Origin of the sequence: Myroides sp. (assembly GCF_032073645.1) — a bacterium.
Taxonomy (GTDB): Bacteria; Bacteroidota; Bacteroidia; order Flavobacteriales; family Flavobacteriaceae; genus Flavobacterium; species Flavobacterium odoratimimum.
Window position 1 is genome coordinate 40,550 of sequence record NZ_DAMANB010000008.1, and the last position, 25,622, is coordinate 66,171.

The following is a 25,622-nucleotide window of genomic DNA, read 5'->3' on the forward strand; positions in this document are numbered from 1 at the left end:
AAGTACAAAGGTTTAATTTGACTCTATAAAAAGTTCTATTTTCTTTACTGCGTGGTGATAAGAAGCTTTTAGTGCTCCTACACTAGTCTCTAAAATTTCTGATATAGTCTGGTAGTCTAGATCTTCATAGTATTTCATCTTGAAGACGAGTTGTTGTTTTTGAGGTAATGACGCTATTGCCTTTTGTAATATGAGTTCTGCTTCATCCCCATCGAATAGACTGTCTGCTTCTAGTTGATTGACTAGATACTCATTTAGCTCATCATCTTCTAGTTGCATTTTTCTACTTTTTGACTTTAGAAAATCTAGTGCTTGATTAGTCGCTATTCTATACATCCATGAGAACAATTGACTATTCCCCTTGAAGGTATCTATGTTTTGGTAGATTTTTATAAATACTTCTTGTAGCACATCATCTGTATCATCGTGATTCAACACGATAGTACGGATATGCATATATAAGCGCTGCTGATAGAGGCTTAGTAATTCACGAAATGCTTCATGCTTTGTGTCGTTATTTTGTAATCGATGTAAGAGTGAAATTTCGTCAGACAAGAGTTTTGATATTTTATAGTTTGTTTTTGGATGAGAGAAGTAAATGTAGATAAATAAAGTCAGTATATTGATATAAAGGATTATTTTTGTCAGAAAAAAAATGATCAAGACGGTTATATTTGATATGGACGGGGTGATTGTAGATACTGAGCCGGTACACCGTTATGCATATCACAGTCACTTTAAAGAATTGGGAATAGAAGTTTCAGAGCACGTATATAATTCCTTTACAGGGCACTCTACTAAGAATACGTATGAGCGCATAAAAGAAATATATGGTGTAGAAGGTAATATTCCGGACATGGTATTGAGAAAAAGAGCGTTGTTCAACGAATCTTTTGATACCAAGCCTGATCTAGAACTAATAGATGGTGTACGAGACTTGATAGAAGGATTACATGCTAAAGGGATAGAGCTTATCGTAGGATCATCAGCATCTAAGAGTACGATAGACAGAGTGTTTACTCGTTTTGGGCTGTATCCGTTCTTTACACATATCGTAAGTGGAGAGGATCTTCCTAAGTCTAAGCCAGACCCAGCGATATTCTTAAAGGCAGCTTCACTAGCGAAGTATAGTGATAAAGAGGACTGCATCGTGATAGAAGATAGTACTAATGGTATCAAGGCAGCTAATGCAGCAGGTATTAAGGTGATAGGATATAAGAGCGCTAACTCTAAACAGCAAGACTATACAGGGGCTAACTATATCGTCCATGATTTTACGACGATAGATGCAGACTATGTCATCCAACTCTAAGGTAGAGTAGATAAAAAGTCGATAAGAGAAATATAATGATTTAGGAATGTAAAGGCGTTTAATTTGACTTTCTTTTATTTTTATAATGGATAGAAATTATTAACTTTGCGTTCTTTATAATAAAAGCTTATTAAGTAGATGTTTCATAGATATATTAAATTAGGTATCGCTGCGGTATTATTCGCAGTATCAGTTTGGCAATTTGTAGAAGGTAATATTGGTAACGGTATTTTCTTATTGTTCCTTATTTCATTAGTAATATTACTTTACTATAAAAATGAGTTTATCTTATTAGCTTTCTTAAAATTGAGAAAACAAGATTTTGACGGTGCCCAAAAATGGTTGAATAAAATCAAAAATCCAGAGACAGCATTAGTGCGTAAGCAGAATGGATATTATAACTACTTAATGGGAATCATGACTTCTCAGACTAACTTAAATGCTTCAGAGAAGTATATGAAGAAGGCTGTAGAACTTGGATTAAACATGGATCAAGATTTAGCAATGGCTAAACTTCAGTTAGCAGGTATTGCGATGACGAAGAGACGTAAGCTAGAAGCTACTAAACTTCTAGGGGAAGCGCAGAAGCTTGATAAACAAGGGATGTTAAAAGACCAAATTAAAATGATGAAAGAACAAATGAAGAGATTCTAATCTTAGACTTTGTTAAAGATATAGAAAGCTACACTTCGGTGTAGCTTTTTTTGTATCTACTAGTTAGGTTCGTTTAGTTTTAGTTGCCTTGAGTCCGTAGTGAGTCCGTTATGAGTCCGTATTGACTCCGTTATTTTAGCTAAATAAACGGAGTGACTATAGACTTAGACTAGATTGAGTATGTATTTGTTTCGATAGAGAGTGATGTGAGTGTAATAGCAGGGTGCAGGGTAAGAGGATAACAATGTGTATGTATATCAATCTGAAGTTTTTAAAAGTTGAGGAGTTACTTGTATGAAGAATATGATGTAGTTGCCACTTGGTTGTGGTATTCTCTTACCTAAGAGAAGATTGAATCAAAAAAAAATCGCTTAAGATTATCTCTTAAGCGATTTTATATTTTATAGTATATTGACTATTTAATTTCTTCTGATGTGAATGCTAGCTTCACAGTAGGGAATTTACTTTGTGTCATTTGGATAGAGAATTCACTATCTGCTAAGAATACTAGTTGCCCTGATTTATCAAAAGCTAGGAACTTCTGTTTTATACGTTTGAATTCTTTGAACTCTTCGTTTTTAGGATCTTCTGGACGTACCCAACATGCTTTATAAGCAGGGAAGTTCTCATACGTACATTTAGCTCCGTATTCGTGTTCTAAACGGTATTGGATAACCTCGTACTGAAGTGCTCCTACAGTACCGATTACTTTACGACCATTCATCTCTAGTGTGAATAACTGTGCTACCCCTTCATCCATTAACTGATCGATACCTTTCTCTAATTGTTTAGATTTAAGTGGGTCAGCGTTGTTGATATAACGGAAGTGCTCAGGTGAGAAACTAGGAATACCTGTGAACTGCATGATTTCTCCTTCAGTCAATGTGTCTCCGATCTTAAAGTTACCAGTATCGTGTAACCCTACGATATCTCCAGCATAAGATACATCTACGATTTCTTTTTTCTCAGCGAAGAAAGCATTCGGGCTAGAGAACTTAAGCTTCTTACCTTGTCTTACGTGTAAGTAAGGAGTATTTCTCTCAAATGTACCAGATACAATTTTGATGAATGCTAGACGGTCTCTGTGTTTAGGGTCCATATTAGCATGTATCTTAAATACAAATCCTGAGAATGTATTTTCTTTAGGCTCTACTACTCTTGTACTAGATTCTTTAGCACGAGGAGAAGGAGCGATTTGGATAAAACAATCTAATAGTTCACGTACCCCAAAGTTGTTTAACGCAGAACCGAAGAATACAGGTTGTAGGTTACCACTGATATACTCTTCTCTGTCAAACTCTGGGTAGATACCTTCTATGATTTCTAATTCATCACGTAGGTTATTAGCAGATTTCTCACCTACTAATTTGTCTAATTCAGGAGATGCTAGGTCAGATACATTGATAGTTTCTTCAATGTTCTTACGGCTATCTTCACTGAATAAGTTGATATTCTTTTCCCAAATATTATAGATACCTTTAAAGTCATATCCCATCCCGATAGGGAAACTTAAAGGAGTTACTTTTAGTTGAAGTTTTTGTTCTACTTCATCCATTAGTTCAAAAGCATCACGTCCTTCACGGTCAAGTTTGTTGATGAATACGATCATTGGTATATTACGCATTCTACATACTTCTACAAGCTTCTCAGTCTGTTCCTCAACCCCTTTAGCAACGTCGATTACTACGATAACACTGTCTACTGCAGTCAGTGTTCTGAACGTATCTTCAGCGAAGTCCTTGTGACCAGGTGTATCTAGAATATTAATCTTTTTGTCTTTATAATTAAATGCAAGAACCGAAGTTGCAACAGAAATACCACGTTGGCGTTCAATCTCCATAAAATCGGAAGTAGCTCCTTTTTTAATCTTGTTGTTTTTTACTGCACCAGCTTCTTGAATAGCTCCACCAAAAAGTAGTAACTTTTCAGTTAATGTTGTCTTACCAGCATCAGGGTGAGCAATTACACCAAATGTACGTCTACGATCTATTTCCTTTAAAAAACTCATTATTAAAAAATTTAAGGTACAAAAGTACTTATATTTTGTGGAATTAAAAGTTGTTTTTTGGAGAATGATGTATACATTTAGTCGCTAGTTCATACTCTGATAGACTGATGTAATAGGATAGCGATGGTTAGAGTAGGTAATAGAACTAATGTTGGTAGTATAAAAAAGCAATATTTAGAAAGGAAAGGAGTTATCCTTTATGTAAAATAATTACATAATTATTATCAATACTTCGTTAACTAGTGTAGGTACTTTAGTAAAGATTTGTATTATTGTGTGTTGGAATTTAAAAGGAGAGAGGGATAAATATAAAGTAACTTGTTTTTGGGTATAAAACTTTATTTTAAAATAAGTATTTTTGGGAATTAGTTTCATAAATAGAAATAGTATATGAATAAATATCGCTTAGTAGGAACCTTGTTGTTGAGTGTGTTATGTGGTGCTATGGTGGTATCTTGTGATAAGCTAGGTAGTACTGGTACTAAGGAGAATGCTGTAGCAAGGGTGAATGATACTTATCTAGATAGAGATGAGGTGCATGGTATAGTACCATCTAGTGCTGATAAACAGGATAGTCTAGCCATCGTGACTCGATTTATAGATAAGTGGGCTACTAAAAAACTCTTGATAGAGGCAGCAGAGTTTAATCTATCTAGTGATAAGAAAGAAGAAATAGATAAATTAGTCGATCAATTTAAGAGCGATTTATTGATTAAGGATTATCTAGAAAAACTAGTACAGAAGAGTATAGATACAATCATTCAAGAGAAGGATTTGAAGGTGTATTACGATAAGTATAAGAGTAATTTCCTTGTAGAAGATATGCTAGTGAGAATGTCTTATGCTAATGTCTTAAAGGATAATAGTAATTATAGTACAATCAGAAAGTACTTTAGTTCGTCTCGAAAAGAAGATCATGAGAAGTTAGATGGAATGTCTCTGCACATGAAATCGTATGCTCTAAATGACTCTATATGGGTGGATGTGAAGCAGATATATGAGAAGCTTCCTTTCTTAAATAATAGTAACAAAGATAATTACTTAAAAAACAATGCCTTTTTTGAGGTAGAAGAAGAAAATAGTACTTATTTTGTAAAAGTGAATACAGTATTATCTAGAGGAAGTGTAATTCCTTTTAGTTATTTAAAGAAATCACTAAAGATGATGGTCATTAATGATCGTAAAATGGAATTACTAAAACAATACGAAGAAGATATATTAAAGGATGCTAAAAAAAATAAAAGGTATGAAGTTTTTTAATAAGAAGGTAATGGTAGCTTTAGGGCTAGCTCTTTCTTTTGTAGGATTTGCGCAAGGGCAGACTAAACAAGGTAGAAAAATAGATGGAGTAGTTGGGGTAGTAGGAGATTACATTATCTTAGAATCAGAAATTGATAAAACGTTGATAGAGCTAAAAGCACAACGTATCCCTACAGGTGATTTATCAAGATGTGATTTGTTTGAAAAACTATTAGAAGACAAATTATTTGCGCACCAGGCTGTACAAGACAGTTTAGAGGTAACAGATGCTGAGGTGACAAGTTTTATGAACGAACAAATCAACCGTATGGTGGAGGATGTAGGTTCTATAGATAAGATCATTCAGTTCTATAATAAAAAGAATGAAGAGGAACTACGTGAGGCATTATTCGAAATCGTAAAGCAAAATAAACTGACACAGAATATGCAACAGCATATCGTGGAGAAAGTAACTATCACTCCAGAAGAAGTACGTCAGTTCTTTAACGAGATTCCTAAAGATCAGTTGCCAACTGTAGGGGATGAGGTAGAGATAGCTGAGATTGTGATTAAACCAGAGATTTCTAAAGAACAGAAGCAAAAAGTAATCGATCGTCTAAATGAGATGAAGAAAGACGTATTAGAGAATGGTGCTAGTTTCTTTAGTAAAGCGGTACTATTCACAGATGATAGAGGATCTGCTAGTAATGGAGGATTCTATTCTATCACTAAAAAGTCTCCTTTCGTAAAAGAGTTTAAAGAGGTGGCATTCAATATGGCAGAGGGAGAAATCTCTGAGCCATTTGAGTCAGAATACGGATATCATATCATATACTTAGAGAAGATACGTGGACAACACTTAGATCTAAGACATATCTTATTAAAACCAAAACCAACTGATGCTGCATTAGAAGAAGCTAAAAAAAGGGCAGAGAATATCCGTACGAAGATTGCTAATAAGGAGATTACATTCGCAGCTGCTGCAGCGAGTGAGTCAGATGATAAGGATACAAAACAAAATGGTGGTATTATGAAAGATCCTAGATCATTAGACCCACGTTTTGAATTGAATAATATGGAAGATAGAGAACTATATTTCTTAGTGTCTAATCTAAAAGAAGGTGAAGTATCTCAAGTGGCATTAAAGAACGATATGCAAAAACAAGAGAAATACTATCGTATAGTAACAATCAATAAGAAATATGCAGAGCATAAAATTGACTTTGCAGAGGATTATACGAAGGTTAGAAATATGGCTTTAAACAAAAAACAAGCTGAAGAAGTGAATAAATGGGTATCTCGTAAGGTAAATGACGCTTATATTAACATTCAGGGGGAATTTCGTAATTGTACATTCCGTAATAATTGGCTTAAAAAATAAGAATATAATAATCTGAAGGAATGAAAACGACATTTTAGCAATAGGCTAGAATGTCGTTTTTTTTATGTTTAGGGGATAAATATCGTAATATGATATATTAAGCATTAAAAATTAATTAATTTCAGAAAAAGAGGTTCTGTTTATTAAAACTATTGAATTTAATTCAGTAAAGAAGAATGTTTGTAAATAATATTTTTTGTATTTGTAGGATTCATTAAAAACTTTTGAAAATAAATTAGTTTGCTTAAATTTGTGCTGACAAAAATTCAAAGTGATAAACTAAACATAATTATCTAAACTAAGAAGGATGAGTATGTGAGGATTAAGCTTAGAAAAAGAACTAATACAAAATAACATGTATAGGTTGATACAGGGTTCTATCCTCAACCTTTTATTAAATAGACATAACTATGAGTCTTTACAAGGATTACATCAACGAGATCGAAGAAAGAAAAACTCAAGGGCTTAATCCTAAGCCAATTGACGGTGCTGAACTATTAAGTGAAGTTATAGCACAAGTAAAAGATGCTGAGAACGAATACCATGAGGATTCTCTTAAGCTTTTTATTTATAATGTTTTACCTGGTACTACTAGTGCTGCAGGTGTTAAAGCAAAGTTTTTAAAAGAAATTATCTTAGGTGAGGTTGTAGTAAAAGAAATTACTCCAGCTTTTGCATTTGAATTATTATCTCACATGAAAGGGGGACCTTCTATTGAGGTTCTTTTAGACTTAGCATTAGGTAATAATGAAGCTATCGCTTTAGAAGCTGCTAAAGTACTTAAGACACAAGTATTCTTATACGATGCAGATACATTACGTCTAAAAGAGGCTTTCTTAGCAGGTAACGCTATTGCTAAAGATATTTTAGAGAGCTATGCTAAAGCGGAGTTCTTTACAAAACTTCCTGAAGTAGCTGAGAAAATAGAAGTAGTAACTTTCATCGCTGGTGAAGGGGATATCTCTACAGACTTATTATCTCCAGGTAACCAAGCTCACTCTCGTTCTGACCGTGAGTTACACGGACAGTGTATGATCACTCCTGCTGCTCAACAAGAGATTAAAGCACTACAAGCTGCACATCCTGGTAAGAGTGTAATGTTAATCGCTGAGAAAGGTACTATGGGAGTAGGATCTTCTAGAATGTCTGGTGTGAATAACGTGGCATTATGGACAGGTAAACAAGCTAGTCCTTATGTACCATTCGTAAACATTGCTCCAATCGTAGGTGGTACTAACGGTATTTCTCCTATCTTCTTAACTACAGTTGATGTAACTGGAGGTATCGGACTTGACCTTAAAAACTGGGTAAAGAAAACAGATGCTAATGGAGAAGTAGTTCGCAATGAAAAAGGCGAGCCTGTATTAGAACAAGTTTACTCTGTTGAGACTGGAACTGTATTGACTATTGATACAAAAGCTAAAAAATTATATAACGGAGAACAAGAGCTTATCGACATCGCTAAAGCACTTACTCCACAGAAAATGGAGTTTATCAAAGCAGGTGGTTCTTATGCTATCGTATTTGGTAAAAAGATCCAAACTTTCGCTGCGAAAGTATTAGGAATAGAAGCTCCTGTGGTTTTCGCTCCTTCAAAAGAGATTTCTATAGAAGGACAAGGACTTACTGCTGTTGAGAAAATATTCAATAGAAACGCAGTAGGAGTAACTCCTGGAAAAGTGTTACACGCAGGATCAGATGTACGAGTAGAAGTTAATATCGTTGGGTCTCAAGATACAACAGGATTAATGACTGCTCAAGAGTTAGAAGCAATGGCTGCTACAGTTATTTCTCCTATTGTAGATGGTGCATACCAATCTGGATGTCACACTGCTTCTGTATGGGATAAAAAAGCACAGACTAATATCCCTAAGTTAATGAAGTTTATGAATGACTTCGGGTTAATTACAGCACGTGACCCTAAAGGGGAATACCACTCAATGACTGACGTTATTCACAAAGTATTGAATGATATTACAATTGACGATTGGGCTATCATCATCGGTGGTGACTCTCACACTAGAATGTCTAAAGGGGTTGCTTTCGGAGCGGATTCTGGAACAGTAGCTTTAGCATTAGCAACAGGAGAGGCTTCTATGCCAATTCCTGAGTCAGTGAAAGTAACTTTCAAAGGAGATATGAAGCCACATATGGACTTCCGTGATGTAGTACATGCTACTCAATCTCAAATGTTACAACAATTCGGAGGAGAGAACGTATTCCAAGGTAGAATTATCGAAGTTCACATCGGAACTCTTCTTGCTGACCAAGCATTTACATTTACTGACTGGACTGCAGAGATGAAAGCAAAAGCTTCTATCTGTATTTCTCAGGATGATACTTTAATCGAGTCTTTAGAAATCGCTAAGAGCCGTATCCAAATCATGATAGAGAAAGGTATGGATAATAGTAATAAAGTTCTTCAAGGATTAATAGATAAAGCAAATAAGAGAATCGAAGAGATTAGATCTGGTGAAAAACCAGCATTAACTCCAGATGCTAATGCTAAATATTATGCTGAGGTTGTGATTGACTTAGACATCATTGATGAGCCTATGATCGCTGATCCAGACGTAAATAATGATGATGTATCTAAACGTTATACTCACGATACTATTAGAGAGCTTTCTTTCTACGGAAGTGATAAGAAAGTTGATTTAGGTTTCGTAGGATCATGTATGGTTCACAAAGATGACTTAAAGATTGTTTCTCAAATGCTTAAAAACCTTGAAAAACAAAATGGTGAGGTTAAGTTTAATGCTCCATTAGTAGTGGCTGCTCCGACTTATAATATTATTGATGAGTTAAAAGCTGAAGGAGATTGGGAATATTTACAAAAATACTCTGGATTTGAGTTTAGTGATTTATTACCAAAAACAACTAACCGTACAGAATACGAAAACATTATGTACTTAGAACGTCCTGGTTGTAACTTATGTATGGGTAACCAAGAGAAAGCTGCTAAAGGTGATACAGTAATGGCTACATCTACTCGTCTGTTCCAAGGACGTGTGGTAGAAGATTCTGAACGTAAAAAAGGAGAGTCTTTATTAGCTTCTACTCCAGTAGTAGTACTTTCTGCTATCTTAGGAAGAATCCCTACTATCGAAGAGTACAAATCTTCTGTAGAAGGAATTAACTTAACGAAGTTCAAACCAATTCCTACTAAATAATATACGCTAAATAGAAATATTTAAATGTAGTTAATATAGAACGAGCCTATCTAATATTAGATAGGCTCGTTTTTTTATGGGATCACGTTAATCAATGCATTGTGCATGATGTTCTATTTCAAAATTGCAAGAATTAGCAATAAAGCAAAGTTTGTTGGCTTGAACATGTAGTTGTAGCGCTAGTTCTTTTTGTGATTCATCTCTGATGCGTACTATCGGATTTAAAACCACTTTGGTTATACGTCCACTACCATCATCATTTAGTACCAATGTAGCCTCCGAATTATCTTCATAAGCAAGTACTTCTATATCGTGTTGTTGGCATACGTATAAATACGACATCATATGACATGATGTAAGAGCGCTTAGCAATAAGTCTTCTGGATTTAGCAACGTAGGGTCTCCTTTAAAGGCTTTGGCTGCTGAAATAGGTAAAATATCTTTTCCTTCTATTTTGATGGTATGGCTTTTAGCATACACCTTTTTGTTCGACTCTTTTTGCTTGTCGATAGCAATCCAATTTAGCGCAGCTTTAAAAAGATGTTTGTACATGGTGTTTGTTTTAAATAAGACGATGAATTCATAAGTAGCATTTGCTTACCTATATATCATAGTTGGCGAGTTTAGGTAAGGGCAATAATTCCTCTTATTAGTTTGATTCAAATTTAAACAAAATACTCAACTAATCATTTGTTGTGATATTATACTTAGACATAGTATTATAGTCTCTTTTGTAAACTTATTTCAATTAAATAGAATCATTTTAAATATATTGTTTTAACATTTATATAGAATTTATTAGGGGTAAAAAACTGTAAATTGTCTTAATAATTTAAATTGTAAAAAAAGAACTTTATTATGGCTTTTGATATTGAAATGATTAAAAAAGTGTATGATAAGATGCCTGACCGCGTAGCAAAAGCTCGTGAATTAGTAGGTCGTCCATTAACACTTTCAGAAAAGATTTTATATACTCACTTATGGGATGGAACACCATCACAATCATTTGAGAGAGGTAAAGACTATGTAGACTTTGCACCAGACCGTGTAGCGTGTCAAGATGCAACAGCTCAGATGGCTTTATTACAATTTATGCATGCTGGAAAAGAAAAGGTAGCCGTGCCAACTACAGTACACTGTGATCACTTAATCCAAGCAAAAGTAGGTGCTGCTACAGATCTTCAAACAGCACAAAACCAATCATCAGAGGTATTTAACTTTTTATCTTCTGTATCTAATAAATATGGTATTGGTTTCTGGAAACCAGGAGCAGGTATTATTCATCAAATTGTATTAGAGAACTATGCTTTCCCAGGAGGATTAATGATAGGTACAGATTCACATACAGTTAATGCTGGTGGTCTAGGTATGTTAGCTATAGGTGTAGGTGGGGCTGATGCAGTAGATGTAATGTCTGGTATGGCTTGGGAATTAAAGTTTCCTAAATTAATAGGTGTAAAATTAACTGGTAAGTTAAACGGTTGGACTGCCCCTAAAGACGTTATTCTTAAAGTAGCTGATATTCTTACTGTAAAAGGAGGAACAGGAGCTATCGTAGAGTATTTCGGTGAAGGAGCTACTTCTATGTCATGTACTGGTAAAGGTACTATCTGTAATATGGGAGCAGAGATAGGAGCGACAACTTCTACATTTGGATACGATGATTCAATGAGAAGATATTTAGCGGCTACAGGTCGTCAAGATGTAGTGGATGCTGCTGATAAGGTAGCTGAACACTTAACAGCAGATGCTGAAGTGTACGCTAACCCAGAAAAATATTTTGACGAGTTAATCGAAATAAACTTATCAGAATTAGAACCACATATTAATGGGCCTTTTACACCAGATAGAGGAACTCCTGTGTCAAAAATGAGAGCAGAAGCAGAAGCTAACGGATGGCCATTAAAAGTAGAATGGGGATTAATAGGTTCTTGTACGAACTCTTCTTATGAAGATATGTCTAGAGCGGCTTCTATTGTAGAACAAGCAGTAGCTCAAGGAATCACTCCTAAGGCAGAATTTGGTATTAACCCAGGTTCTGAACAAATTCGTTATACAATTGAAAGAGATGGTATCATTGAGACTTTTGAGAAGATGGGAACAAAAGTATTTACCAATGCTTGTGGGCCATGTATCGGTCAATGGGATCGTGAAGGAGCTGATAAACAAGAGAAAAACACTATTGTTCACTCGTTTAACCGTAACTTCTCTAAGCGTGCGGATGGTAACCCAAATACCCATGCTTTTGTAACATCTCCTGAAATGGTAGCTGCTTTAGCTATTGCTGGTGACTTAGGTTTTAACCCTATCACAGATATACTAATTAACGATAATGGAGAAGAAGTAAAATTAGTACCTCCTACAGGTGATGAATTGCCGACTAAAGGTTTTGCAGTAGAGGATCCTGGATATCAAGCACCAGCTGCTGATGGTTCAAATGTAGTAGTAGATGTAAACCCTACTTCTAGTCGTTTACAATTGTTAGAGCCATTTACTCCATGGGATGGAAAGAACATTACTGGAGCTAAATTGTTGATTAAAGCTTTTGGTAAATGTACTACAGACCATATTTCTATGGCTGGTCCTTGGTTGCGTTTCCGTGGGCACTTAGATAATATTTCTGACAATATGTTGATAGGAGCAGAGAATGCTTTTAATCACGAGACAAATAAAGTGAAGAACCAACTGACAGGTGCTTACGGAGCAGTACCTGCAGTTCAAAGAGCTTATAAAGCAGCAGGTGTACCAACTATTGTAGTAGGGGACCAAAACTATGGGGAAGGTTCTTCTCGTGAACATGCAGCTATGGAGCCTCGTCACTTAGGGGTAAAAGCTGTATTAGTGAAGTCTTTTGCACGTATTCATGAAACAAACCTAAAGAAACAAGGAATGTTAGCTTTAACGTTTGCTAATGAAGCTGATTATGATAAGATAAAAGAAGATGATACAATCAACTTCTTAGATTTAACTGAGTTTGCACCAGGTAAACAGTTATCATTAGAGTTCGTACATGCTGATGGATCTAAGGACATCATCATGGCTAACCATACGTATAACGCTAGTCAAATAGAATGGTTTAAAGCAGGTTCTGCATTAAACTTAATTGCAGCAGGTAAGTAATTAACTCTACAATTCTATATTATAAAGGGTATCTCAATTGAGGTACCTTTTTTTATCTGTTTGAATAGAGGTGTTATTAACTTTGAATTAACTAATTTTGCACTCTAGTTATAACTAGTAAACAAGACAACAAATGAGTGATATAGAGGATAAGAAAATAGTATTAGCAGTAGATGAGAAGCCTAAATTAGGGCAGTGGATTCTATTGAGTGTCCAACATTTATTTGCGATGTTTGGAGCGACAGTTTTAGTTCCTACCTTGACAGGAATGAATCCTGCTATAGCTTTAATATCGAGTGGTATTGGTACATTGGTCTTTATCTTTATAACTAGAGGGAAAGTTCCTTCATACTTAGGCTCTTCTTTTGCTTTTATAAACCCTATTATAGCAATGAAAGCTTTAGAGACAGATCCTTCTTCAGGAATGCCCGTAGGTAGTTTTTTAGTAGGTAGTTTTCTTGTAGGAGTTGTTTATTCTTTAGTAGCATTACTAATTGCTAAGGCAGGTACTAATTGGTTAATGAGATTATTGCCACCTATTGTAGTTGGGCCTGTTATTATGGTTATAGGATTAGGACTAGCGAGTACAGCCATCGGTATGGTGACTAATAATCCTCAAGGGAATATGACCTAACTTACGTCATGATTGGTCTAGTAACGTTAGCCATAACGATTATTACAGCAATATTTACCCGAGGTTTTCTTAGTGTTATCCCTGTGCTAGTGGGTATTGTAGGAGGTTATTGTTTTTCTGCAATCATGGGAGTGGTTCACTTCGAAAGAGTAATTGAAGCTAATTGGTTTGAAGTGCCTAGTTTTATGGTTCCTTTTGTACATTACGAGCCTACTGTGTCATGGTATGTTATTTTATTGATGTTACCTGTAGCTATTGTACCTATTGCAGAGCATATAGGGCATCAGTTGGTATTGAGCAAAGTCATTGATAAAGATTTAATAAAAGATCCTGGATTGCATAAGAGTATGTTAGGAGATGGAGTAGCTACTATGTTAGCCTCATTGATAGGAGGACCACCTAATACTACTTATGGTGAGAATATTGGAGTATTAGCTATTACAAGAGCCTTTAGTATATATATATTTATGGGAGCAGCATGTTTTGCTATTCTGTTTGGTTTTTGTGGTAAGATATCAGCTTTGTTAAGTACGATACCTGCACCTGTAATGGGAGGTGTTTCTATTCTCTTATTTGGTATTATTGCTTCGAGTGGATTGAGAATGTTAGTTGAGAATGATGTAGACTTTAAGGTAAAGAGAAACCTGATTATTTCATCAGTTATATTGATTATCGGTATCGGAGGAGCAGCTATTCATATAGGAGAATTATTCTCATTAGAAGGAATGGCATTGGCATCTATTATAGGGATAGTATTAAATATCGTATTACCAGGAAGAGTAGATGTGGACTTTGACGATATGTTTAGAAAATCTTAGTGCAGTTTTAGATAAGTACATTTTTTGTTGTGGCGACTTCTTTATATATTTAACTCAGAATACATTATAAAAAGATAAACGAAAAGTGATTGTACAATAATTATAACGTAGAATAGGTTTGTAGTATTTGTATAATGAGTATTCTAGATTTAAATATTGAATAAAGTAAGAGTATGAGTGAGAAGAATACCAAGAAGAAAGGATGGATATCTAATGCTATATTTATTTTAGTATTAGGAGTTTTTTTATTTACTCCTTTAGGAGATAGTGCGAAGGTGTGGTTGAATAGGCTTGTGGCTATGAGTCCTAGCTTAGAGAAAGTCGAAAATCAACAAACAGTGAATTACGAGTCATGGCATTTAATAGATGAGCACGGACAAACTTTTGATTTAGATAAGACTAGGGGAAAAGTGGTTATCATTAACTTTTGGGCTACGTGGTGCCCTCCATGTTTAGCTGAGAAACCTAGCTTTCAAGAGCTTTATAACGATTATAAAGATAAAGTAGTATTTCTTTTCGTTACCTCAGAGTCTCCTGATAAGGTAAAGGCTTTTAAAGAGAAGCATCAGTATACTTTACCTATTTATTTTGAGCAGAATGCAGCTCCTGCTGTCTTGTTTTCAGAATCTATACCAGCGTCTTATGTAATAGATAAAAAAGGAAATATAGTAGTGCGTAAGTTCAGGGCAGCTGATTGGAATAGCTCTAAGTTTAGAGTAACACTAGACGAATTATTGAAATAAAAATGTAATACATAGAAGTATAAAAAAAGTCCAGCTAATGCTGGACTTTTTTATATATTAAGCTTACTATCTACTAATAGTAAGTATAACGTCTAACTTGAGCGATGTACTTAGCTAAGCGGATAACTTGGTGGCTATAACCATACTCGTTATCATACCATACGTACATAACTACGTTTTTACCATCTGCAGAAACGATAGTAGCTTTACTGTCAAAAATAGATGGAGCAGATGTTCCTACGATATCAGATGATACTAATTCGTTATTGATAGAATATTTAATTTGCTCTACTAAGTCTCCGTTAAGAGCAGCTTTTCGCATTACTTCATTTAAATCTTCTACAGAAGTTTCTTTACCAACCTCTAAGTTTAATACTACAAGTGATCCATTAGGTACTGGTACACGGATAGCGTTAGAAGTAAGTTTACCAGCTAATGATGGTAACGCTTTAGCTACAGCACTTCCTGCACCTGTCTCAGTGATAACCATGTTTAATGCAGCAGCTCTACCACGACGGTATTTCTTGTGCATATTATCTACTAAGTTTTGGTCATTTGTATATGCGTGGATAGTCTCTAAGTGTCCTTTTACTACACCGAAGTTATCTTCCATTACTTTTAAGATAGGAGTAATAGCATTCGTAGTACAAGAAGCAGCAGACCAGATATCTACTTGGTTTGGATCATACTCAGTGTGGTTAACACCGTGAACGATGTTTGGTACACCTTTTCCAGGAGCTGTTAATAATACTTTAGAAGCACCTTTAGAAGTTAAGTGACGTTTTAAATCTTCATCAGTTTTAAAAGCACCTGTATTATCGATGATTAAAGCATTATCAATGTCGTATTGAGTATAGTCAATATCTTCTGGAGCATTAGCAGAAATCATGTGTACTGTAGTACCGTTAATGATTAAAGCATTGTTTTCAGGATCAGCGATTACTGAACCTTCGAAGTCTCCGTGTACTGAGTCATATTTAAGTAAAGAAGCACGTTTTTCTAAAAGAACTGCATCGTTTTTATCACGAGTTACAATTGCTCTTAAACGCATTTGTTGTCCTTTACCGATTTTATTCATTAACTCTCTAGCTAATAAACGTCCGATACGTCCGAATCCGTAAAGTACTACGTCTTTAGGTACTAATTCTTCTGTTTCTTTAGCGTCTTTTAATTTAGAAATAACAAAGTCTAAAGCATTGCTGTGCTTGTTGTCTTCTAAGTGATATTCATAAGTTAAACGACCGATATCGATTCTAGAAGGTGGTAAGTCAGCTCGTTGAATCGCTTCAGCTATTTCTACAGAATCAAAAATATTGATTGGTTTCCCAACAAATTTTGCAGCATACTCGTGTAAGTTAATGATATCGCTAACGCTACGGTCGATAAGTTGGTTACGGAACATTAATAGTTCAATAGACTTGTCATACCATAGGTCACTAATAATCTTAATAAACTCTACGCATGCTTTTCTACGATCTGCTTGAAAAGCTAATTCTTTCTCGTAAAGACTAGTATTTTTCATATATTAAATTGTGTTGTGATAAATTACTGCAAAAGTCTGTTTTTTTAATGAATTAATCAAGTTGGAAAGTTTAAAATACTCTTTTTAGTGTATTTATTGGGTGAACCTTACGATTATATTAGTAAACGAAGGTATTCTCCGTTTTTATTCATTAAAGTGAGCTTTATTTTTTGATTTTGATTAACCTGAGAGTCGATATTTTTAATTTGATTGATGTTAGAAACTTTAATATCATTGATAGAAAGGAGAATACTACCGATCAAATCGTCTTCATATTTCGCAAAATCCTTGTCTAATATCTTCGTTATTTTAAATCCGTAGTTGATGTTTAACTCTTCTTTTTCGGCTGTATCTAGTTCTTGTAATTCTAATCCTCTAAACCCTATTTTGCGAGGTTCATTCTTACCAAGTGTTATAGAAGTACTATGCGTATCGTTACCCCTTAGATATTCTATTGCTACTATATCTTTAGGGCGTTTAGTATTAATGATTGAGCGGAGGTCTACAAAGGTCTTAATCTCTTTATTATTAATCTTAGTGATAATATCTCCATTTTTTAATCCAGCCTGAGCTGCACCAGAGTTCGTTATTATATCTTGAATATAAAAACCAAAAGAAGTATTGCTAATGTTGAGCTCTTTGACAATTTGAGGAGTTAATTCATATCCAGATACCCCTAGAGTAGCATTCTGTACATTTCCATATTCTAATAAATCCTCAACTATCTTACGCGTTACATTAGAAGGCACAGCGAAGGCGTACCCTACATAAGCACCTGTGTTAGACGAGATCATGGTGTTAATACCGATTAATTCTCCTTTAGTATTGACTAAGGCACCACCACTATTACCAGGGTTGATAGCGGCATCTGTTTGTATAAAAGACTGAATACTTGTCTTAGATAGATTACGAGCTTTAGCAGATACGATACCTGCTGTCACTGTAGAGGTTAAGTTATAAGGATTACCTACAGCGATAACCCATTCTCCTAGTTGAATGTCGTCAGAATCTCCAAATACGATATAAGATAATTTCTCTTTTGGTTCTATTTTTAATAGTGCGATATCCATTTCTTTATCCGTACCGATTAGTCTCGCTTTATACGTTTCATTATTCGAGAGTGTCACTTCTAGTTCAGAAGCATTAGCGATCACGTGGTTATTCGTGACGATATAACCATCTTCAGTAATGATAACACCTGACCCTGTTCCTATCTGAGGTTTTGGCGAAGGCTTATACCCATAGAATAGTTCCATAATAGGGTTAGAACGAGAAGATACATAGCTTAGATTTTTGACGTGGACTACTGTATTTACAGTGTTTTCAGCCGCTTCAACGAAATCAATAGACGAATTTGGGATAATAGAAGATTTAGTAGTAGAAAGTGCAGAGGGTACATCCTCTAGTTTACTTAGTTCAGTATTGTTTTGATTTTCAAAAAAATACTTATAACCAGCCAGTGTCATACTACCACTTAATAAACAAATTAAAAAAACACCTAAGATCTTTTTCATATATAAATCTATTAATTAAATAAGACTAAAATTACTAAATAAAAATTTGAACAAAATGATGTTTAACCATCACTTAACACCGTGTTTTAACATACATTATTTGTATTTTTACCACTTTAAGTAAGATTAGCTATATGTTGAGATTTTATAAATATCAGGGAACTGGTAACGATTTCGTAATGATAGATAACCGCACTAGTTTTTTTCCTAAAGAAGACAAGGAATTAGTAGCACATTTATGTCATAGACGCTTTGGAATAGGTGGAGACGGTTTGATTTTGTTAGAAGAAGCAGAAGGATATGATTTTAGAATGGTCTATTATAATGCAGATGGAAGTGAGAGTACCATGTGTGGTAATGGAGGTAGATGTCTAGTAGCCTTTGCGAAACAATTAAAAATAATTAATGACAATTGCCGTTTTATAGCTATAGATGGAGAACATACCGCTACCATTAGTAGTGAGGGGATAGTATCGCTACAGATGATCAATGTGTCAGGGATAGAGATAGAGAAGTCATACAGCTTTTTAAATACGGGATCACCTCATCATGTACAGGTAGTGAGAGATTTAGGAAATTATGATGTATTCGGTATAGGACAAGAGATAAGAGAGAGTGAATTATACGCACCAGGAGGAACTAATGTAAACTTCGTAGAGCAGGAAGGACCTAATCATTTCAGAATACGCACATTCGAGAGAGGGGTAGAAGACGAGACCTTATCGTGTGGTACAGGAGCTACTGCAGTAGCTATCTCGATGTATGCTCAGGGGAAGTGTGATCACAATGAAGTGAAGATAGATGTAGAGGGAGGATGTCTGACGATTAGTTTTGAGACAGAGGATCGTATTAGTTATAGAAATGTAGTATTAAGCGGACCAGCCAAACTAGCGTTTGAAGGGACAATAGAAATATAAAAAAGATGTTACATATTCGTGGGAATGCTATATTTTTACGTGCTTTAGAGCCAGAAGATTTAGAGTTCATCTATCAGGTAGAGAATGATGTTGATCTATGGGAAGTTAGTAATACGGTGACACCTTATAGTCGCTTCTTGATTCGACAGTATTTAGAGAATGCTCATCTCGATATCTATGAAGTAAAGCAGTTGCGATTAGTAATCTGTGATATAGATACAGAGCAGACATTAGGACTGATTGATCTATTTGAGTTTGACCCTAAGAACAATAGAGCAGGTGTAGGTATTGTAATCCAACACCCAGAGGATAGAGGGAAAGGAGCAGGAGCAGAAGCATTAGAATTAGTTATTAATTATGGCAAAGAAGTATTAGGTTTGCACCAGCTGTATGCTAATATTTCGGTAGATAATTATCCTAGTCAACAACTGTTTTTAAAATACGGTTTTAAACTAGTAGGTATAAAGAAAGATTGGGAAAGAGTTGGCGGAGTTTATAAAGACGAAGCGTTGTATCAATTATTATTTTAAATAAAATTATGAAGTTAAAAAACATCTTAGTTATTCTAGTTGTTCTAGGGGGATTTGGACTATTAGGATACTTGTATATATGGTATGGTAAGGCGTTTTCGCCTAATTTAAAAGGTTGGGATGAAGAACAGTTTATCTACATTAAGCAAGAAGATAACTTTCATTCTGTATTAAAGGTATTAGAACCTTATCTAAATGATAAAGAAGGTTTCGTAGAAATAGCCGAACAACGCAGTTATCCGTCTAATGTATTCAGTGGTCGTTTTAAACTTAGAAACGGAATGAATACTTATGACATCATCGAGGCACTTAGAAAGAATGTACCTGTGCGTCTAACGTATAACAACCTTGAGCGAATAGAAGATTTCGCAGGGAGATTAGGTTCTATGTTTGAGACGGATAGTATAGGTTTCTTAGAGACGTTCTATGAACCTAGTTTCTTAGAAGAAAATGGATTTACTAAAGAAAGTGTATTAGTCTCTTTCTTACCTGAGACATATGAATTCTATTGGAATGTAAGCCCTTTGAAAATCCGTAATAAGATGCATAAGGAGTACATCCGATTCTGGAACGCTGAGCGTCAAGAGAAAGCAAAAGCTCTAGGGCTAACACCTGTAGAGGTATCTATCTTAGCTTCTATTGTTCAGAAAGAAACGAGTAAAGCAGACGAGAAAGAAAAAGTAGCAGGAGTGTACCTAAATAGAATTAAGTTAGGAATGCCATTACAAGCAGACCCTACTGTAGTATATGCTAAGAAACTACATACTAACGATTTTAAACAAGTGATCAAAAGAGTATATCTAAAGGATACTCAGATACCATCACCTTATAATACGTATCAGAATACAGGACTACCTCCAGGACCTATCTTTATGTCAGATCAGTCTAGTATAGATGCAGTGTTGAATGCAGAGAAACACGATTATGTGTACTTCTGTGCAAGTGTAGATAGATTAGGATATCACGAGTTTGCGGTAACACTAGCTCAGCATAATGCTAACAGTAGAAAGTATAGCGCATGGCTAAATCAAGCAGGTATCAATTAAAAAAATAATAGAAGTAAGCTGTCTAATTTTGGACAGCTTTTTTTATATTTATACTTCTGAAGTGGAATATAAATATAGTTTATAGGGATTTAATGTTGTATGACTTTACTATAAATACTCATGCTGTTTTGTTTCGAATGAGTCCGTAGTGAGTCCGTTATGAGTCCGTAGCAAGTCCGTTAATGTGTATAAAATAACGGAGTGAGTATGGACATACGATATAAGTACTAATGAGGTATTCGCAATCTAGGTACAATCTAGCTAAAATAAGAGTAATAGAAAAGGCTGTCCACGGACAGCCTTTTCTGGTATAGATTATAAGAGTATAAATGTGGAGTACTATTTCCATCCACCACCAAGAGCTTGGTATAGTTTTACTCTTGAAATTAGTTTGTTCTGTTTTAATTTGTTTAGGTTCAGCTCACTATCTAGCATATTCTTTTGTGCATTGATAATCTCTATATAGTTTGCATATCCACTGTTAAATAGTAAGTTAGATTGCTTTACCCCTAATCTAGAAGTCGCTACTTGCTCTTCAGCGATCTCTATCTGCTCTTTCACTGTCTCTAATGTGATTAAGGCATCAGATACCTCTGTGATAGCTGTATAGACAGACTTCTGAAGATCTATTTCTGCTTTTTCTCTTTCTATTTTAGCTACTTCATAATCTGTTTTTAGTTTTCGCTTATTAAATAGAGGAGCGGCTACATCACCTATTAACCCACCGAATAAAGAACCAGGTATATTAAACCAATTCTTACCTAACATACTATTTAATCCTCCCGTTACATCTATTGTAAGAGAAGGGTATCTGCTAGTCTGTGCTACACCTACTCTTGCATTACTCGCTTTTAGAGCTAGCTCTGCTTGTTGTACATCAGGACGCTGACTCACTAAGTATAGTGGTACTCCTGTTGTCAGTGTTTCTTGGTAGTTGACCTCTGCTAACTTAGTATCTCGCTCGATAGCATCTGGTAGCTGTCCTGTAAGCAGGGATAGCGCATTCTCCTGAACTGCTATTTGCTGTTTTAGAGAAGGGATTAACGCCTTTGCTACTAGCATTTGGTTACGCGTCTGTTGAATAGCAAGAGAGGTGGTCTGACCTGCATCTCGTTGTAGTTCAACTATCTTTAGGGTATTCTTCGTCAATTCATAGTTAGACTGAGCTACTTCCATCTGAGCATCTAGCAGTAGTAAGTTATAATATCCTTCTGCTATATTAGCGATTAGAGTAGTCTGTACCGCTTTGCGAGCTTCGTGAGTCTGTAGATAGTTCGCTAGAGCTTCAGCACTCATGCTCTTCATCTTTCCCCAGACGTCTAATTCCCAGCTTACACTTAGAGAAGAGACGTATTGAGCAGAGTTGACATACATATTCTTAGGAGCGTCTTTCCCTTTATTTTCGTAGTATTTACTTGCTGCTGATCCATAGTAATTAGAAGAGCGATACTGATAAGCTACATTGCCAAGTGTCATATCTACTGATGGCAGCCATTCTAGTTTAGCTTGTCTAGCCTTTTGGTCAGCTATTTCGATATTCTTTATAGCATTAGCCATATCGAAGTTGTGTTCTAATCCACTGTTGATTAATTCAATCAACTTCTCATCTTCAAAGAACGTCTTCCAATCAATATCAGCTATTCCTACCGAATCCCTAGTATTGTTGATAGAGTCTAGTTGACCTCTATACTGTTCTGGCAATTCGAATTCAGGTGCTTTATAGTTAGACTGTGGAGCACAAGAATGTAAGGCTAAAGCTGCGGAAACCACCGATACATATAAAGTGCTTGTTATAATTCTTTTTGTGTTCATGGTTTCTATCTTTTATTCATTAGTAAGTTTAGATTTAAGTTTTTCGTCCCAAGTCTGGAAGATATAGAATAATACTGGGATAATAAATATACCTGCAATTACTCCAAATATCATACCACCAGCAGCACTGAAGCTGATCGAGTGGTTTCCTTGAGCTGATGGTCCTACTGTAAACATCAACGGTATTAAACCTGCTACGAAAGCAAATGATGTCATTAGGATAGGTCTTAGACGCATTTTAGCTCCTTCTACGGCAGCATCGAATATCGACAATCCGTTTTTGCGCTGTTGTAGAGCGAACTCTACGATAAGGATGGCATTCTTCGCTAATAACCCGATCAACATAATCAATCCTACTTGTACATAGATATTGTTTTGTAATCCAGCTAGGTTAACGAATAGGGCTACCCCTAATAATCCTGTCGGTACTGTCAATAGAATCGCTACTGGTAACAAGTAACTCTCATACTGAGCACATAATAAGAAGTACACAAAGATGATACTTAGCCCAAAGATGATAATCGCTTGGTTACCCGAATCTTTTTCTTCTAATGACATACCTGTGTACTCATAAGAGTAGTTACCAGGTAGTTGTTCTGTTACTTCTTCTATCGCTTTCATCGCATCTCCTGTACTATATCCTGGTGCAGGATTAGCTTTGATAGAGATAGAGTTATATAAGTTATATCTAGTTACGGTCTCTGGACCTAATACTTTCTTCAGTTTAATTAAGGTATTAGCAGGTAGCATTTCTCCATCTTTGTTTTTTACATAGATAGAAGAGAAGGACTGTGGACTCTCTCTAAATGGGATGTCTGCCTGCATATATACACGGTACGTTCTACCGAATCTATTAAAGTCCCCTGCTTTTACACGACCATAGTAGTTCTTGATAGTAGTCATTAGGTCTTTTACACTTACACCTAACGATTTTGCTTTTACATAGTCGATCTCAAGTAAATACTGAGGGTAGTTTGCTTTAAATGAAGTAAAGGCATTAGATATTTCTTCTCTTTCATTTAATTGTTTAATTACCTCATCACTCACTTGGTTGAACTCTGTAAATCCACCTCCCATACGGTCTTGTAATACAAACTCAATTCCTCCAAAATCACCAAAACCAGAAATAGTAGGTCTAGGGAATACGTTAAAAGAAGCCTCGTGTATCTGTGATAAATCGCCTTGTATCTCTGCGATAATCTTGTCTATATTCTTTACTTTACCTCTTTCTTTATACGGTTTAAGGTTAATATACCCTACCGCAAATGATGGGCTGGCATTACCGTCTATCGTATTATATCCTGAGATAGCTGTCATCCCCTCGATATCCGTACGCTGTTTTAAGATACTATCTGCTTTCGCTAATACTACCTTAGTACGTGCTAATGAAGCTCCTGGAGGCATCGCTAGAGAGTAAGTGATGTAACTATCATCTTCTCTAGGGATAAATGAAGAAGGGGTCTTGTATAGATATAGAACTCCAACTCCTATGATTAGGGCTAATCCTGCGATAGCTACCTTCTTGTTAGTAATTAACTTCTTGATCGTTACGACATACTTCTCTGTAAAACTGTCAAATGCAGTATTAAACGCAAAGAAGAACTTATTGCGCACTCTCTTAAATCCTGCTTGAGGTTTCTGAGCAGCGTACTCTTCTCCTGATGGTTGCTTTAAGAATAAAGCACATAGTGCAGGACTCAGTGTCAAGGCATTCACAGCAGAAATCAAAATAGCGAAGGCTAGGGTATAAGCGAACTGCTTATAGAATATCCCTGCAGGCCCTTGCATAAATCCTACTGGTAAGAATACTGCTGACATGACTAACGTAATAGAGATAATAGCTCTCGTAATCTCGTTCATCGTCGTGATTGTCGCTTCTTTTGCCTTCATTCCTGTATGATGCATCTTCTCGTGGATGGCTTCCACTACTACGATGGCATCATCCACCACAATACCGATGGCCAGTACTAGGGCAAACATGGTCAATATATTAATAGAGAATCCCATTAAATAGATAAAGAACAAGGTACCTACTAGCGAGATAGGAATAGCAATAACTGGAATAATCGTAGAACGGAAATCCTGTAAGAACAAGTAAACAATAATGAACACTAAGAAGAATGCCTCGAATAGTGTACTTCTTACTTGACTAATAGATTCGTCGATCTGCGCTTTTACAGAGTAGCTAATTTCATAATGCACTCCTTGTGGGAATGATTTAGACAGTCTCTCTAATGTTTTGCGCACTGCGATATCGATATCACGTGCGTTAGAACCGTTGGTCTGTGTAATATTCATCGTTAGACCAGGGTACCCATTCACACTGTTATCACTACCTACGTTAGAGGCTCCGAACTCTACTCTAGCTACATCTTTTAGCAATAGAACAGAACCGTCCTTATTCGTTTTAATAACGATGTTCTCGTATTGTTCAGGTAAGTTAAATCTCCCTTTGTGCTTTAAAGCAGTCTCAAAGGCTTCATCAGATGTCTCCCCAAAGCTACCTGGTGCAATCTCAAAATTTTGATCTTTGATAGCACTGATGACATCTTGTGGAGTTAAACTATATAAGGCAAGCTTATCAGGGTTTAACCATGTTCTCATAGAGTAGTCACGAGCACCGATACGGCTCACAGAAGCTACTCCAGGTACACGAAGTAATTCACGGTTAATATTAATCTGTGTATAAGCTTGTAAGAAAGTTTCGTCATATACTTCTTCTGGGTGATCACTGTAGAAATTGATCGTCATAATGTTACCACTAAGACGAGGAGTCACAGATATACCGTTCTCATTCACTTCTGATGGTAGATCACCAGCAGCTTTACTTACTCTGTTCTGTACGTTTACCGCAGCTTGATCAGGGTCAGTACCTGCTTTAAAGAATACGTTGATTGTTCCTGATCCACTGTTACTCGCTTTAGAGCTAATGTAGGTCATATTGTCTACCCCGTTAATAGATTCTTCTATCGGAAGTAAAACACTCTGAGCAACAGTCTCTGCATTGGCACCAGGGTAAGAAGTTGATACACTTACACTAGGAGGTGCAATCTCTGGGAACCTTGTAATTGGCAGTAAGGTAAGCCCTACTAGTCCTAGTAACACAAACATAATTGAGATTACAGTGGCTAATATGGGGCGTTCTATAATGGCTTTTAACATATTAAATTGTTTTGTAAGGCGAGTACAAATACTCTAA

General features: G+C 35.7%; 17 protein-coding genes and 1 pseudogene. 11 read left to right on the forward strand and 7 right to left on the reverse strand.

Annotated features, from left to right (window positions below):
- Nucleotides 1-12: 12 nt before the first annotated feature.
- On the reverse strand, nt 13-555 hold the full coding sequence (locus RT228_RS07870; RefSeq protein ID WP_006256801.1) for an RNA polymerase sigma factor: 543 nt from the start codon (nt 553-555) through the stop codon (nt 13-15).
- Between the two features lie 100 nt (nt 556-655).
- Between RT228_RS07870 and RT228_RS07875 the strand changes: the two genes are divergently transcribed.
- Both RT228_RS07875 and RT228_RS07880 read left to right on the forward strand, forming a co-directional pair.
- A complete protein-coding gene (locus RT228_RS07875) occupies nt 656-1,312 on the forward strand; it encodes an HAD family hydrolase (protein ID WP_006256800.1) in 657 nt (218 codons plus the stop codon).
- Nucleotides 1,313-1,450: 138 nt separating this feature from the next.
- Nucleotides 1,451-1,966, forward strand: a complete 516-nt coding sequence (locus tag RT228_RS07880) for a hypothetical protein (protein ID WP_006256799.1) — start codon at nt 1,451-1,453, stop codon at nt 1,964-1,966.
- Between the two features lie 415 nt (nt 1,967-2,381).
- On the opposite strand, the gene RT228_RS07885 is transcribed toward RT228_RS07880, so the two are convergent.
- The gene (locus RT228_RS07885; protein ID WP_006256798.1) at nt 2,382-3,974 is read right to left on the reverse strand and encodes a peptide chain release factor 3; all 1,593 of its coding nucleotides are present in this window, start codon (nt 3,972-3,974) and stop codon (nt 2,382-2,384) included.
- Nucleotides 3,975-4,364: 390 nt separating this feature from the next.
- Here RT228_RS07885 and RT228_RS07890 point away from each other — a divergent pair, with 390 nt between their 5' ends.
- The 3 genes from RT228_RS07890 (at nt 4,365) to RT228_RS07900 (ending at nt 9,767) form a co-directional block, all read left to right on the forward strand.
- Nucleotides 4,365-5,234: a hypothetical protein gene (locus RT228_RS07890; protein ID WP_006266638.1), complete on the forward strand. Its 870-nt coding sequence runs from the start codon at nt 4,365-4,367 to the stop codon at nt 5,232-5,234.
- Complete coding sequence (locus RT228_RS07895) at nt 5,221-6,594, forward strand: peptidylprolyl isomerase (protein ID WP_006256796.1); 1,374 nt, start codon at nt 5,221-5,223, stop codon at nt 6,592-6,594. Before RT228_RS07890 ends, RT228_RS07895 begins: the two co-directional genes overlap by 14 nt.
- 410 nt (nt 6,595-7,004) lie before the next feature.
- The gene (locus tag RT228_RS07900; protein ID WP_006266639.1) at nt 7,005-9,767 is read left to right on the forward strand and encodes a bifunctional aconitate hydratase 2/2-methylisocitrate dehydratase; all 2,763 of its coding nucleotides are present in this window, start codon (nt 7,005-7,007) and stop codon (nt 9,765-9,767) included.
- Nucleotides 9,768-9,854: 87 nt separating this feature from the next.
- Here RT228_RS07900 and RT228_RS07905 read toward each other — a convergent pair whose 3' ends face one another.
- Nucleotides 9,855-10,319 (reverse strand): OsmC family protein, encoded by a 465-nt coding sequence (locus RT228_RS07905; protein WP_006256794.1) that lies wholly within the window; start codon nt 10,317-10,319, stop codon nt 9,855-9,857.
- A 306-nt stretch (nt 10,320-10,625) separates the two neighbouring features.
- Between RT228_RS07905 and RT228_RS07910 the strand changes: the two genes are divergently transcribed.
- The 3 genes and pseudogenes from RT228_RS07910 to RT228_RS07920 all read left to right on the forward strand — a co-directional run bounded on the left by RT228_RS07910 (nt 10,626) and on the right by RT228_RS07920 (nt 15,082).
- Complete coding sequence (locus RT228_RS07910) at nt 10,626-12,887, forward strand: aconitate hydratase (protein WP_006266640.1); 2,262 nt, start codon at nt 10,626-10,628, stop codon at nt 12,885-12,887.
- Between the two features lie 133 nt (nt 12,888-13,020).
- A pseudogene (locus RT228_RS07915) lies at nt 13,021-14,339 on the forward strand (solute carrier family 23 protein).
- 173 nt (nt 14,340-14,512) lie between these two features.
- The gene (locus RT228_RS07920; protein WP_006256791.1) at nt 14,513-15,082 is read left to right on the forward strand and encodes a TlpA family protein disulfide reductase; all 570 of its coding nucleotides are present in this window, start codon (nt 14,513-14,515) and stop codon (nt 15,080-15,082) included.
- Nucleotides 15,083-15,155: 73 nt separating this feature from the next.
- On the opposite strand, the gene RT228_RS07925 is transcribed toward RT228_RS07920, so the two are convergent.
- Together RT228_RS07925 and RT228_RS07930 are read right to left on the reverse strand one after the other, a co-directional pair.
- On the reverse strand, nt 15,156-16,604 hold the full coding sequence (locus RT228_RS07925) for a glyceraldehyde-3-phosphate dehydrogenase (RefSeq protein ID WP_006266645.1): 1,449 nt from the start codon (nt 16,602-16,604) through the stop codon (nt 15,156-15,158).
- A 113-nt stretch (nt 16,605-16,717) separates the two neighbouring features.
- A complete protein-coding gene (locus RT228_RS07930) occupies nt 16,718-18,118 on the reverse strand; it encodes a S1C family serine protease (protein ID WP_006266646.1) in 1,401 nt (466 codons plus the stop codon).
- A gap of 134 nt (nt 18,119-18,252) precedes the next feature.
- Between RT228_RS07930 and dapF the strand changes: the two genes are divergently transcribed.
- The 3 genes from dapF to mltG are packed head-to-tail and all read left to right on the forward strand — an operon-like array spanning nt 18,253 to nt 20,611.
- A complete protein-coding gene (dapF, locus tag RT228_RS07935) occupies nt 18,253-19,035 on the forward strand; it encodes a diaminopimelate epimerase (RefSeq protein ID WP_006266647.1) in 783 nt (260 codons plus the stop codon).
- Nucleotides 19,036-19,040: 5 nt separating this feature from the next.
- Entirely contained in the window at nt 19,041-19,565 is a 525-nt protein-coding gene (locus RT228_RS07940) for a GNAT family N-acetyltransferase (protein WP_006260795.1), read from the forward strand.
- 8 nt (nt 19,566-19,573) lie between these two features.
- Nucleotides 19,574-20,611 (forward strand): endolytic transglycosylase MltG, encoded by a 1,038-nt coding sequence (gene mltG / locus RT228_RS07945; RefSeq protein WP_006256786.1) that lies wholly within the window; start codon nt 19,574-19,576, stop codon nt 20,609-20,611.
- Nucleotides 20,612-20,950: 339 nt separating this feature from the next.
- On the opposite strand, the gene RT228_RS07950 is transcribed toward mltG, so the two are convergent.
- Entirely contained in the window at nt 20,951-22,423 is a 1,473-nt protein-coding gene (locus RT228_RS07950) for an efflux transporter outer membrane subunit (protein ID WP_006260798.1), read from the reverse strand.
- Between the two features lie 12 nt (nt 22,424-22,435).
- Complete coding sequence (locus RT228_RS07955) at nt 22,436-25,585, reverse strand: efflux RND transporter permease subunit (protein ID WP_006266648.1); 3,150 nt, start codon at nt 25,583-25,585, stop codon at nt 22,436-22,438.
- Nucleotides 25,586-25,622: the final 37 nt, after the last annotated feature.

Excerpts from the sequence above, each read along its gene's own strand:
- RT228_RS07875 (WP_006256800.1), top strand. The coding sequence starts at position 656 with ATGATCAAGACGGTTATATTTGATATGGACGGGGTGATTGTAGATACT.
- RT228_RS07880 (WP_006256799.1), top strand. The coding sequence starts at position 1,451 with ATGTTTCATAGATATATTAAATTAGGTATCGCTGCGGTATTATTCGCA.
- RT228_RS07885 (WP_006256798.1), bottom strand. The coding sequence starts at position 3,974 with ATGAGTTTTTTAAAGGAAATAGATCGTAGACGTACATTTGGTGTAATT.
- RT228_RS07890 (WP_006266638.1), top strand. The coding sequence starts at position 4,365 with ATGAATAAATATCGCTTAGTAGGAACCTTGTTGTTGAGTGTGTTATGT.
- RT228_RS07895 (WP_006256796.1), top strand. The coding sequence starts at position 5,221 with ATGAAGTTTTTTAATAAGAAGGTAATGGTAGCTTTAGGGCTAGCTCTT.
- RT228_RS07900 (WP_006266639.1), top strand. The coding sequence starts at position 7,005 with ATGAGTCTTTACAAGGATTACATCAACGAGATCGAAGAAAGAAAAACT.
- RT228_RS07905 (WP_006256794.1), bottom strand. The coding sequence starts at position 10,319 with ATGTACAAACATCTTTTTAAAGCTGCGCTAAATTGGATTGCTATCGAC.
- RT228_RS07910 (WP_006266640.1), top strand. The coding sequence starts at position 10,626 with ATGGCTTTTGATATTGAAATGATTAAAAAAGTGTATGATAAGATGCCT.
- RT228_RS07920 (WP_006256791.1), top strand. The coding sequence starts at position 14,513 with ATGAGTGAGAAGAATACCAAGAAGAAAGGATGGATATCTAATGCTATA.
- RT228_RS07925 (WP_006266645.1), bottom strand. The coding sequence starts at position 16,604 with ATGAAAAATACTAGTCTTTACGAGAAAGAATTAGCTTTTCAAGCAGAT.
- RT228_RS07930 (WP_006266646.1), bottom strand. The coding sequence starts at position 18,118 with ATGAAAAAGATCTTAGGTGTTTTTTTAATTTGTTTATTAAGTGGTAGT.
- dapF (WP_006266647.1), top strand. The coding sequence starts at position 18,253 with ATGTTGAGATTTTATAAATATCAGGGAACTGGTAACGATTTCGTAATG.
- RT228_RS07940 (WP_006260795.1), top strand. The coding sequence starts at position 19,041 with ATGTTACATATTCGTGGGAATGCTATATTTTTACGTGCTTTAGAGCCA.
- mltG (WP_006256786.1), top strand. The coding sequence starts at position 19,574 with ATGAAGTTAAAAAACATCTTAGTTATTCTAGTTGTTCTAGGGGGATTT.
- RT228_RS07950 (WP_006260798.1), bottom strand. The coding sequence starts at position 22,423 with ATGAACACAAAAAGAATTATAACAAGCACTTTATATGTATCGGTGGTT.
- RT228_RS07955 (WP_006266648.1), bottom strand. The coding sequence starts at position 25,585 with ATGTTAAAAGCCATTATAGAACGCCCCATATTAGCCACTGTAATCTCA.